Source organism: Altererythrobacter ishigakiensis (assembly GCF_001663155.1).
GTDB lineage: Bacteria > Pseudomonadota > Alphaproteobacteria > Sphingomonadales > Sphingomonadaceae > Erythrobacter > Erythrobacter ishigakiensis.
In genome coordinates this window covers 1,523,968-1,535,898 of the sequence record NZ_CP015963.1, presented here as the reverse complement: position 1 = coordinate 1,535,898, position 11,931 = coordinate 1,523,968, and the positions used below count along the sequence as shown (strand labels likewise).

10 protein-coding genes are annotated in these 11,931 nt (G+C 55.7%); 5 read left to right on the top strand and 5 right to left on the bottom strand.

Annotated features, from left to right (window positions below; all coding sequences use genetic code 11):
* Positions 1–71: 71 nt before the first annotated feature.
* Positions 72–2,249, bottom strand: a complete 2,178-nt coding sequence (locus A6F69_RS07285) for an EAL domain-containing protein (RefSeq protein ID WP_245638206.1) — start codon at positions 2,247–2,249, stop codon at positions 72–74.
* A gap of 214 nt (positions 2,250–2,463) precedes the next feature.
* Between A6F69_RS07285 and A6F69_RS07280 the strand changes: the two genes are divergently transcribed.
* The 3 genes from A6F69_RS07280 to A6F69_RS07270 are packed head-to-tail and all read left to right on the top strand — an operon-like array spanning position 2,464 to position 6,436.
* Complete coding sequence (locus tag A6F69_RS07280) at positions 2,464–4,161, top strand: alpha/beta fold hydrolase (RefSeq protein ID WP_083984733.1); 1,698 nt, start codon at positions 2,464–2,466, stop codon at positions 4,159–4,161.
* A gap of 40 nt (positions 4,162–4,201) precedes the next feature.
* Positions 4,202–5,086, top strand: coding sequence for an alpha/beta fold hydrolase (locus A6F69_RS07275; RefSeq protein WP_245638205.1), 885 nt, complete (start codon positions 4,202–4,204; stop codon positions 5,084–5,086).
* Between the two features lie 33 nt (positions 5,087–5,119).
* The gene (locus tag A6F69_RS07270) at positions 5,120–6,436 is read left to right on the top strand and encodes an FAD-dependent oxidoreductase (protein ID WP_067599270.1); all 1,317 of its coding nucleotides are present in this window, start codon (positions 5,120–5,122) and stop codon (positions 6,434–6,436) included.
* Here the strand turns inward: A6F69_RS07270 and A6F69_RS07265 are convergent.
* Positions 6,433–7,329 (bottom strand): alpha/beta fold hydrolase, encoded by an 897-nt coding sequence (locus A6F69_RS07265; protein WP_067599267.1) that lies wholly within the window; start codon positions 7,327–7,329, stop codon positions 6,433–6,435. The two genes, A6F69_RS07270 and A6F69_RS07265, sit on opposite strands and share 4 nt — an antisense overlap.
* Positions 7,330–7,398: 69 nt before the next feature.
* On the opposite strand from A6F69_RS07265, the gene A6F69_RS07260 reads away from it, so the two are divergent.
* Both A6F69_RS07260 and A6F69_RS07255 read left to right on the top strand, forming a co-directional pair.
* Positions 7,399–9,153: an N-acyl-D-amino-acid deacylase family protein gene (locus tag A6F69_RS07260; RefSeq protein ID WP_067599264.1), complete on the top strand. Its 1,755-nt coding sequence runs from the start codon at positions 7,399–7,401 to the stop codon at positions 9,151–9,153.
* A 7-nt stretch (positions 9,154–9,160) separates the two neighbouring features.
* A complete protein-coding gene (locus A6F69_RS07255) occupies positions 9,161–9,730 on the top strand; it encodes a hypothetical protein (protein WP_067599261.1) in 570 nt (189 codons plus the stop codon).
* A gap of 9 nt (positions 9,731–9,739) precedes the next feature.
* On the opposite strand, the gene A6F69_RS07250 is transcribed toward A6F69_RS07255, so the two are convergent.
* The 3 genes from A6F69_RS07250 to A6F69_RS07240 form a co-directional block, all read right to left on the bottom strand.
* On the bottom strand, positions 9,740–10,822 hold the full coding sequence (locus A6F69_RS07250) for a DUF2855 family protein (RefSeq protein WP_067599258.1): 1,083 nt from the start codon (positions 10,820–10,822) through the stop codon (positions 9,740–9,742).
* Positions 10,823–10,853: 31 nt separating this feature from the next.
* On the bottom strand, positions 10,854–11,333 hold the full coding sequence (locus tag A6F69_RS07245) for a glutathione S-transferase family protein (RefSeq protein WP_067599256.1): 480 nt from the start codon (positions 11,331–11,333) through the stop codon (positions 10,854–10,856).
* A gap of 153 nt (positions 11,334–11,486) precedes the next feature.
* On the bottom strand, positions 11,487–11,891 hold the full coding sequence (locus A6F69_RS07240; protein WP_067599253.1) for a hypothetical protein: 405 nt from the start codon (positions 11,889–11,891) through the stop codon (positions 11,487–11,489).
* Positions 11,892–11,931: the final 40 nt, after the last annotated feature.

Sequence of the window (11,931 nt, the reverse complement as noted above, 5' to 3'; positions counted from 1 at the left end):
TTCCGGGATCTAAAGCCAGATGGTTATTTTTCTCCTAATTTTCGGCGGCGACCGCGCCGGCTAACTGCGGCTTACGCAGCTGCGTCTCGACGCGACGTATCGACCTGGACGAAAGCCTTTGGTCTCGCATGCGCCTGATATCCTGAACTCATCGCCGCGTAGGGATCATCCGGCAAAGCGGCAAGTGGCCTTCCAGCCGCTTCGATCTGATATGGAGAGACCCGGTGGCGAGTGCACAAACCGTCGGCGCCGTCGCTGATCAGGGGTGTTTCGAATTCGACCCCTTGCGCATATTCATTGGATCGCCGCACCGTGGCCACCGCAAGTTGGCCACCTCCAAGATCGAGCACAATTTCAGTGCCCACCGGTACGCGCAGAAGCCCCTCAATCAAGGCTCCGCTCTTGGAGAGGTTACGCAATACGACATCATAACGATGATCGTCGTGAATCAGGCCGATCCTGCGAAATTCTGTTCGCCTGTCAGCGCGATACTTTTCAGGGCCACGCGGTTCATAAGTCAGTACACCGCTCTCAAGTTTCGCGAGCAATTCATCATTGGAAACTGCGCCCGAGAATATCAGCCCTTGCAGGTGTGTTGCGCCGCGCCGCTTGACCAATTCAAGCTCATCCTTCGCTTCAATGCCTTCAGCGACAGTCTCCATGTCGAGCGCTTCTGCCAAACTGACAATCGCCCGTATAATAGCCGAATTGTTATTGCCCGGTTCTGTGCACCCACGAACAAAGCTCTGATCGATCTTGATCTTGTCAAATGGCGCATTGCGCAGATAGCTTAGAGAGCTGTAACCGGTACCAAAATCGTCCAATGACAGGCGGACCCCCAGACCCTTCAAACCTTTGAAAATCTTCATGATCCCGTCATAGTCGCCGACGAAGACACTTTCCGTAATTTCAAGCTCGATCCTCGATGGCTCAATGCCAGATTCAATCAAAGCTTTCTTGGCGATCTGGACGAAATCATCATGCTCAAACTGCACCGCGGACACGTTGATTGCAGCGCGAATTTCAACCGGCCAGTTTTGCGCGTCCTCACAGACTTGTCGCAACGCCCATGCGCCTACCTTGCGGATCACTCCGGATTCTTCAGCAATGGGTATGAATTCTCCAGGCGAAATCCAGCCGCGTTCGGGGTGATCCCACCTGATCAAAGCTTCAACACATTTCAGCGCATGTGTTCTTGCGCAGATGATAGGTTGATAGAACATGCGCAGCTGATCCTTGGCGATCGCTTCGCGCAATTCAGACTCAATCTCACCACGGTGCTTGGCCTGTTTTTTCAGATCGCTAGAGTAGAAGCGATATTTGCCATTTCCGCTTCCCTTGGCAGCAAACAAAGCCATTTCTGATGCATTGAGAAGCTCATCAGTTTCGACTCCATCGTAAGGAGCGACCGCGATCCCAACCGAAGCGCCTACGTTGGCCTGATTGCTGTCAATCGCAAATGGCTGCGAGAGAATTTGCACAACACGCTGAGCCATATCGCCAAGGATTGCGCGGTCATCCACGTCCGGCATCACAACCAGAAATTCGTCTGCGCTCAATCGCGCAATCGAAATCTTGTCGCTTGCAATGCGGCCAAGTCGGCCAGCTGCTTGTTTAAGGAGCTCATTGCCGGCAGCCTGACCAAGTGTTTCGTTGACCTGTTTGAAGCGATCAAGGTCGACCATGAGGACTGCGCAGGACTGCTTAGTGTTTCTAAACACGCGTAAGTTTTGCGTAAGAACACGCTTGATTTGTGTCTTGTTGGCAAGGCCGGTAAGCGTATCGACTTGGGTGCGGCGATCATTGGCGGCCGCTTCAGTCCGACTATGCGTAATGTCCTTGGCGCTGCCTCGATACCCTGCGAATTCACCAGATGCGTCAAACTGAGGCTTGCCGGAAATTTCCCACCAGACATCGCCAATGTCAGTCTTCAACTTTACGGTGAGACCTGTAATCGAGTTTCGCGCGGAAAGTAGAAACGACAGAGGGCGTTCATTGCCTTTGTCTGGATCTTCCGCAGGTAATAAATGGTTGCTGATCGGCGTGCCGGTCACAGCCTTGCGGTTCCATCCAAGATTGCTGAAGGCAGACGGCGTTAGATAATCGATATTGCCCTGTGCATCGGTCGACCAGAAATACCCCAGTCCTGCACTCTCAAAGCTGTCAATCATCTGTGCCTTGCGCGCAGCATCCGCGGCTTGCCGCCTGCTGACGAATATATCTTTCAATACCGACAATGGCTTGGCCAATGTAAAAAGTCCTGATTTCGGCCACTTTCGCGACCACCTGATTTCCTCGACGATCCACTAGTCGATAAGTGTTTCCAAACAGATAATTAATGATGACGTTCGTATTCCTCCGAAGAGGACCGCAGTCCCTCCTCATTTTGGGCGCTTGCCAATCTGAACATGGAACGCCATCTAGAAGGCTCTCTTTTCAGGTCTTTTATAAACGCCGGGGTAAATGATGTCGCAGAGCAGCAAACTCGAGAACGAAGCAGCACAATCGACCAATGCGCTGGGGCCGCTGATCGGGGTCGCGCGAGAAGACTTCGTTGGCGCTGTGGCGGTCCTGTTGCGCGAAACTGCCTCTGATCCAAAGCGTCTGATGAAGCATGCGCAAAGCATGGGTGAGGACATGATCAAGATCATGACCGGCAAGTCTGATCTAGCGCCCGACCCTAAAGACAAGCGCTTCATGGACCCGGCGTGGCAGTACAATCCATTCTTTCGTGCGGGCGCGCAGTATTACCTGGCGATCCAGAAAGGCATGTCGAATTGGTTGCAAGAGCTGGAACTGGACGATCTCGAGCGTGATCGCGCAAACTTCATTTCCAATATCATCATCGATAGCCTCGCCCCGACAAATACGCTGATCGGAAATCCTGTCGCACAGAAGCAAGTCATCAACAGCGGCGGCCTGTCGCTGATCAAGGGCCTGCAAAACGCATACAAGGATATCACCGAAAACAAGGGGATGGTGAGCCAGGTCGACAAGCGACCGTTCAAGCTGGGCGAGAATATCGCTACATCAAAGGGCTCTGTTGTTCTTCGTACGGAGATGTTTGAGCTGGTGCACTATGCGCCGACCACCGACGAAGTACATGAGATTCCCCAGCTGACGATCCCGCCTCAGATCAACAAGATGTACATCAATGACCTTTCGCCAGAGAAGTCAGTGATCAAGTATCAGGTTGACAATGGCATCCAGACTTTCGTCATCTCCTGGCGCAACCCGTCCAAGGAACAGGGCGTGTGGGGGATGGATGACTATATCGCCTCTTGCGAGGAAGCGATCCAGGCAGTCGCAGACATTACAGGCTCCAAGAAGGTCAACGTGTCCGCGGGCTGTTCTGGCGGACAAACTGCCAGCGTGCTCGCATCCAAGCTGGCATCGCAGAAGAACGATATCCTTGGCTCGCTGACGTTAATGGTTTGCGTTCTGCACCCTAAAGAGCGCGATATCGAAGCGGGCTCACTGGTTTCCGAAAACGGCATGAAGCTGGCCCGCCAGCGAGCAGAGAAGAAAGGTATTATCAAGGCTGATGATCTTGCCCGTGGTTTTGCGTGGTTACGCCCGAACGATCTGATCTGGAACTATGTGATCAATAACTACCTGCTCGGGCAGGACCCACCCGCCTTCGATGTGCTCTACTGGAACTCTGACGCGACCAATCTGTCCGCCAGCCTGATGGGCGATTTCCTGACGCTGTTCGAAACGCTCGCTTTCACCAAAAAGGGCGAAGTTGAGATGGCTGGGCACAAGATTGACCTGAGCAAGGTCAAATCTGACATGTTTATTCTGGGCGGTGTGACGGACCATATCACGCCATGGAAAGCGACGTATCGGTCCACACAATTGTTTGGTTCCAAGGACGTTACGTACGTTCTTTCACAGTCCGGACACATGCAGGCGATCCTCAACCCGCCGGGCAATCCCAAAGCGAAGTATTTCGTCCAGAAGAAGAAGGGTAAATTGCCAGCAACCGCTGACGAATGGCTGGAAGGCACTGAAGAAGTGGCCGGCAGCTGGTGGCCATTCTGGATGGATTGGATGAAAAAGCGCTCCGGCGACATGAAACCGGCCCCAACAGAACTGGGGAACGAGGAGTACAAGCCTCTGGACCCAGCCCCCGGTCTCTACGTAGTGGAAGAAAGATAAACAAAAGTCCCCGAAAGGGGTCGCAGGACAGGACGGGAATTTGGCGGACAAACGCGAAAAGGTGCTCGACGAAGCACTCGACGAAGCGATGCGTGACGCGACCATAACAATGGAAAGCGTCCGTGGGCGAACATTGCGCGTTGCCACATGGCGACTGGATAAGCCGAGCGAGCATTTGCCGATACTGTTCTTCAACGGCATCGGCGCGAACATTGAAGCGGTTGCTCCTTTGGCCGAAGCTCTTCCGGATCGCGCATTTATCATGTTCGACATGCCTGGCGTCGGCGGCTCGCCGGAGCCGGTTGTACCCTATAATACTGTGACCATGGCGTGGACCACCGCGCAACTGCTCGATAAATTCGGCATCGACCAAGTTGATGTGATGGGCGTCAGTTGGGGCGGCGCAATGGCGCAACATTTTGCAATTCAGCACCCGGGACGGACACGGCGCTTGATTCTGGCGGCGACCACCGCGGGCATGATCATGATGCCAGGCAATCCCGCCTCGCTAAGCAAGATGGCCGATCCGCGCCGCTATATCGATGCGGCCTTCATGGAGGAACACTTCCAGACTCTCTATGGCGGGGCCTTGGGTAAAGCGATGAACAAGATGGAGCATATCCATCGGTTAAAGCCCCCGTCCCCGCGCGGCTATTTCTATCAATTGCTTGCCATGCTTGGTTGGACCAGCGTTCCCGCGTTGCCTTTCATGCGCAAGAAGACTTTGATCCTGATGGGAGACGATGACCACATTGTGCCGCTCACCAATGGGTGGTTCCTGGAAAAACTGATTCCAAACAGTGAGCTGCTGGTCCTGCGTGGCGGCGGCCACTTGTTCCTGTTGAGCCACAGCGATGAATGCGTCGAAGCAATTCACCGCTTCCTGGACGAGCCAGAGCAAGACGAGGAAGCACAGGCGGCCTGAGAGCAAGAGCCGCATGATGGGAGAGAGATCAATATGCGGCACATTGCGATAATCGGTTCGGGGCCAGCGGGCTATTACACAGCAGAAGCCGCTCAGAAGCTCTGGAGCGACGATGTACGCGTCGATATTTTTGACATGCTGCCGGTACCCTACGGCTTGATCAGGTTCGGCGTCGCACCGGACCACCAATCGATCAAGGGTGTCTCGCGCCGCTATGAGAAGACTGCACTGAATGAAAACGTGCACTTCATTGGCAATGTGAGAGTGGGCGAAGACATTACCGTTCCCGAGCTTCAGTCGATGTATGATGCAGTGGTTCTTGCCACCGGCGCCCCGAATGATCGCGAACTGGACCTTCCCGGCAAGGAGCTGAGCAACATATTCGGCAGTGCAGCGATGGTGGGATGGTACAATGGTCACCCCCAGTTTGCGGATCTGGCACCGGACCTTTCAGGCCAGCATGCTGTCGTCATCGGAATGGGAAATGTAGCGCTGGATATCGCACGCATTCTGGCCAAGACCGAGGCAGAATTTGAAGGTGCGGATATCGTATCCCATGCGCTCCAGACACTGCTCTCTTCAAACATCAGATCGATCACAATCTTGGGGCGGCGGGGCCCGCATCAGATCATGATGACGCCCAAGGAATTGGGCGAGCTTGCCGTACTTGAACGCGCTTCACCAAGGGTTGATCGCGACGATTTGCCTGAGGAAGAGGAGGACATGGTGTTAGAACCCGGCCTACGAAAGTCGGTCAATCACCTGCGCAGCTTCGCCGCTATTCCCGAGAGCGTCCACGCGGAAAAGCCCATTGAGATTCACTTCGATATGTTCGCCAGTCCGCGAGCCTTTGAAGGCGACGGGAAAGTCCAACGCGTGCTGGTTGAGCGAACTGAAGTGAAGCAAGGCCGAGCTGTTGGTACTGGCGAGACTTACACAGTGCCAGCGGACATAGTGGTCAGCTGCATTGGCTATCGCTCGTCTCCAATCCCAGATGTTCCCTTTGACGAACGTGCGGGCAAATTTGCCAATGATGGAGGACGCATTTTACCAGGCATCTATTGTGTTGGGTGGGCCAAGCGTGGGCCGTCAGGCACAATAGGAACCAACCGTCCTGATGGATTTGGAGTTGTCGATCTGATTGCAGAGGATCTTAGCTCAGGCGTGCTGGGACGCGCTGACAAGAAAGGTCGCGAGGCTTTCGACACTTTGGCAAAAGAGCGTGGCCTCGACATCGTCACTTTCCGCGATTGGAAGAAGATCGAAGAGGCAGAGGCGGCGGCAGCGCGCGACGGCTCTCCCCGTGAAAAGTTCGTCGAGATAGAAGCGATGATACGCGCGAAGGGCTAAGCCGCAGGCAGCCAATCTTCCAGGGCTGCGTTGACCTCGTCAGGAATATCTTGTTGCACCCAGTGAGAGGCGTTCGGGAAACGACGCACCGTCAGATCGTCGACATATTGATCGGTGTCATCCAAACACGCGATATCGATCGCAATGTCCTTCTCTCCCCAAACGATCAGTGTTGGCACATGCACCTTGCCATCCCCAATCTTTCGCGCGTCCCCGGTCTGGAATAGCGCTCGATAGTAATTCAGCATGGCAGTTATTGCGCCGGGCTTGGCTGCCGCCTTCCGATAGGGCTCGCTTTCCTCACGCGTGAAGCGATCCTTGTTAACCGAAGTCTCGCGGAATAGCCGACCGATGACCGCCGCATTATTTCTGCTCAAGCGTATCTCAGGCAATCTGGGGATCTGGAAGAAGAACATGTACCAGCTCTTCTTCAGCTGCTTCCACGTCTTGAGTTCGCGCCTCGCGCACAGCGGGTGCGGCACGTTCATGATGATCAGCCGTGTCAGCGGGCGAACCTGCTGGATAGCGAATTGCCATGCGACGATTGCGCCCCAATCATGCGCCAGCAGCGTCACTTCCTTTGCGCCGCTGGCATCAATCAGCGCCCCCACATCGGCGGTCAGGTTATCGAGCCGATAATCCTTCTTGTTTGGCGGGCGTGTCGTTTGACCATAACCGCGCATATTGGGTGCCCACACGCGGTAGCCCATTTCTGCAAGCAGCGGCATCTGGTGTCGCCAGCTGTAATGCAGTTCCGGGAAGCCATGCAGGCAAAGTGCGAGCTTGTCGCCCTCGCCCGCCGTAGCGACTTCGAAAGTCAGTCCGTTCGCCTCGATCCACTTGATCGAAATCCCGCTGTCAGGCGCGGGTTCCCAGCTTGTTTCCCTGTCCATTCTGCGAGCTTAGCATCACGCGTTTCGCTGTGCTATGTCCGTTTCAAAGAGAACTGGGAGAGAGTTTCGATGGCCATGTTTGACCTCATCATTCGCGGCGGCACCATTGTTGATGGCACAGGCGCAGAGCGTTTCACCGGCGACGTTGCGGTGAAGGACGGGCTGATCGCACAGGTAGGCGATGTTACGGGCGATGCTTCGGAAGAGATCGACGCAAGCGGCATGGTCGTCAGCCCCGGATTTGTCGATATTCACACGCATTACGATGGTCAGGCTACGTGGGATCCTGAAATGGCCCCATCAAGCTGGCACGGTGTGACCACCGTTGTGATGGGCAATTGCGGCGTGGGCTTCGCGCCTGCCAAGCCAGACCGGCACGAATGGCTGATCAGCCTGATGGAAGGCGTGGAGGATATTCCAGGCACCGCGCTTGCCGAAGGCATCACGTGGGATTGGGAGACATTCCCCGAATATCTCGACGCGCTCGAGAAGATGCCGCGCGCTGTCGATGTCGGCACGCATGTGCCGCATGGAGCGGTGCGCGCTTACGTGCTGGGTGACCGCGAGCAGCCTGGAGCCGTTCCAACCGATGAGGATGTGGCCGAAATGAGCCGCATCGTCGAAGAAGGCGTTCGCGCGGGCGCGCTGGGCTTTTCAACAAGCCGCACAGTGCTGCACAAGTCAGTCGATGGGGAGCTTGTCCCGGGAACGACCGCGACGAAGAAAGAACTGATCGAGATTGGCCGTGCGATGGGCCGCGCCGGGCATGGCGTGTTCGAAATGGCAAGCGATCTCAACCGCGAGTGGAAAGAGTTCGAGTGGATGGGCAATCTCAGCCGTGAGACCGGCCTGCCCGTCACCTTCGCTGCGCTGGAATCGATCGCCAAGGAAATGCCGCTCAAAGAGCAGATCGAAACCATGCGTGCTGAGAATGACAATGGCGCCAACATCATCGCGCAGATCGCGCTGCGCGGCAACGGCATCATCATGGCGTGGCAAGGGACAGTAAACCCGTTCGTGTACCGCCCCAGCTGGCAAGCGATAAACGAACTGCCGTGGGAAGAGCAAAAGGCAAAGCTGCTTGATCCGGCGTTCAAGGCGCAATTGCTGAGCGAATCCAATGACTACTCCGAAGCTCCAAAGGATATCATCGGCGTGGTCATGGTCATCACTCAAGGCTGGGCGCTCCAGTATGAAATGGACCCCGATTTTGACTACGAACCGGATGCGTCAGCCAGCGTGAATGCGCGCGCGCAGGCCGCCGGGATCGACCCTCAGGAGTACGCCTATGACATGCTCTGCGCGGACGATGGCAAGGGTTTCATCTACCTGCCAATCCTGAACTATGCAGACGGTAATCTCGACTTCCTCCACCCGCTGCAACACGCAGACGACACAGTGAACTCGCTGTCCGATGGTGGCGCGCATTGCGGAACCATCTGCGATGCTGCTTCGCCCACTTTCATGCTCGAGCATTGGGTCCGCGATCGCAAGCGCGGTGACAGGATCACGCTGGAGAACGCGATCAAGCGTCAATGCTGGGACACGGCCAAGCTGTATGGGCTTGAGGATCGCGGGATCATCGCGCCGGGTTATCTGGCTGACCTCAATGTGATCGACATGGACAAGCTGAAGCTCGGCAAGCCATGGCTCGCGTTTGACTTGCCTGCAGGCGGCAAGCGCTTGCTGCAAAAGGCGGATGGCTACGTCTGCACGATCAAGAACGGGCACGTCACCTTCCGCGACGGCAAATGGACCGGTGAAACACCCGGCGGCCTGATCCGCGGACCACAGCGTGCGGAACTGGCCGAGGCCGCAGAGTAAGCGGTTCGTGAACCTCGAAGCGATTTATTTCATCAGCCAGGTGATCGCGGCTGCCGCGCTGGTCGCTTCATTGATCTTTGTCGGTCTGCAAGTGCGTGCCGGCATGGCTCAATCCAGACACGCAGAACAAACCGCTCGCGCGCAAGTGCATCAGGAGATAGCCGAATCCTATCGTCAGATGGCGCTCGAATGGGTTCGCTATCCCGAGATGTACAAGTTCATGATCATGGGCGCTGAAACAAAGGACATGACCGATCAGCAACGACAGGTGTTCGGCGGCCTCTACTTTCCTACAATGCAAATGGGCGAGAATATCTATTACCAGCATCGCAACGGCCTGCTGGACGATGATCAGTACGAAACGTATCTTGGCCACCTCAGTCGGTTGCTTAAGTCACCTGCCGCAAACGACTGGTGGCAAGATCGCAAATTCGCCTTCAATCCCGAATACGTCGCCTGGATCGACGCAAAGCTGGGCAGCCTGAGCGACTTCGAACCAGTCGGCTTCTATGGAGAAATCGAAAGTCCAGACGCACCAACGCCTGACACCAAGCTGGACGCGTCAGAAGACGACTGATCGCGTGACCTAAGGCTCGATCACGATGCCTTTCGCCGGATCAACCTTGCCGCCAACCATCTCCAGATAGGTCTGCCGCGCTGCTTCGAGACCCGAATGCTTCTCGATCGTTACCGTATCGCCAACATCGGCAAGGAAACCGTGCCAAGCCTTCGCCATCATCGCGCCGGCTTCCTGTGGCCCCACTTCCTTGAACAAAGCCACGGCGTGATCTGGGGCGAAGAACAGCGTTGGCGTGGGACCGGGAAGTCCCTCTGATTGTCCGACAGGGCCGCTTCGTTCGTCGAAATGGGTGACCCCAACAAGGCACGAGTACTTCAGGCTCTTTCCAAAATGCTCATGGATGCTCGCCAGCACTTTGCCATTGCCTGCGAAGTCGACAGAGACCGCAGGTCCAAGCGACATCCGTCCCACCTCCTTGTAAGCGAAAACCTGATTATAAAGGCCAGTCGCTTCAACAAAATCGACATTTCCTTCAGAGGTCAGACCGATGCGCTTGATATTAGGCGAATTCTGCTTCGCGACACTTGCCAGGCCCATGGCTGTCTTTGACGAGGCGCTGGTCATGATTACCCGATCTGCCTCAAACCAATCATTCGCGCGCATGAAATAGTCGATCAGGAATCCGGTTTTGAACAGCGGTCCGAAGATCATCCGTTCGCCTTCGCGTGCGGGATCATGCTCCGGGTCTGCGTTGAGCCGCGAATATTGGTTGTAGATCGGCGGCAGAGGCTGACGGTAATCGGTCATGTCGACGAAGCCATGCGCGGAGACATTACCGGGCACGACGTCAAGATGCGATGCCATCGGCAGATAGCCATAGACACGCTCACCGACGGCAATATCATCGCATTTGCTCTCGATGACCTTGGCATGGCCCCACATCGGGACGATCCCAAAGCCTTCGGGAGCCGGGAAAAACTTCCAATAGCCAACCTGTTCGCCCACCACCGCATAAGTGATGTTGTTCGAAGTGACAGAGAAGCTCTCCACTTCAAGCCGCACTGCCCCATTGGAAAGCTCGCCTGTCGGTACTTCGACCAAAGTGGCTGAATTCAAATCATCGCGGCGAACATGGACTTGTGTGGTCATGAGCAGATCTCCTCCTTGCAAAACCTCTAACCTAGTCAGGTTCACTTTCCCAGCGTGTTGCGCGGATTGAATCGCGATGCTCAGTCACAGCCATCCAGGCGGATAAATGCGGGCACTGCGCAATCCCCACCCCGCCCTGCGGCGTCAATTGTACCCCGCGCCGCACGCAATAGAGAAAGATGTCAGCCAGATCGAAGTCGCCATTCGTCCACGCACCGTCATTGGCGATTTCCGCGTCGCAAAACGCCAGCGCGCGCGAAATATTGGGCAGTGCGCGGTCTATCTTGGCGCGATCCAGCTCTGCGCCCATGTAATTGTGCATAATCCACGGCATCACCAGCCCATGCTCGAACAGCGGGAACAGGTAATTGTTCGCGATGGCGATCCAGCGATCCATGACTGCGCGTGCGGCGGGATCGCTTGGCTGCAAAGCGCCGGAGTTATGCGCATTGTCGAGGTACTGCACGATGCTGACGCTCTCATACAGCTCCAGCCCGTCAACCTCCACCACTGGCACTTTGCCAAAGGGATGGCGGTTCTGCGGCGAATGAGCAGGTGTGGGGATCGTCTCGTGACTAAGCCCCGCTTACTGACAGGCGATCTCGACTATGCCCGTATAGGTTGAGATCACCGTGCCAAAGATGCGGACTTCGGCGGTCATCAACTAGTCGTCCATTTGTTCGGTCGAGTTGAGTTCGCCCTGTAAGCCTTTGAACGCCTCCCCAAACTTGTCGAGTCTCACGGAGAACGCTTCCATCCTGGACATACAGATCCCGCTTTGAGCAACGATCTCTTCAAGCGCGGCCAACCGGAGGCGCTCGGCAGCAGCACTGCTGAAGTCGGCGCCAGTCGCAGCCTCAAAGCGTCCAATAAAGTACGCCATGCTTGCGATAACTCCGCTCTGCCTAGTGCCTTCCGCATTCGCTCCTGTAAGAGCTACACATATCGCACAATCGAGGTCTTGTTCAGGGCTTACCTGTTCAGTCAGGGCTGAACCGGAAACCGTTTCCTGAGCATGAAGGGATGCGGGCAGCAGTCCCAAGGCGATCGTTAGAATGAAATTTCTCATGCCGGCGCCATATGTGCAGCGGCATTAAGAAACCATTTCA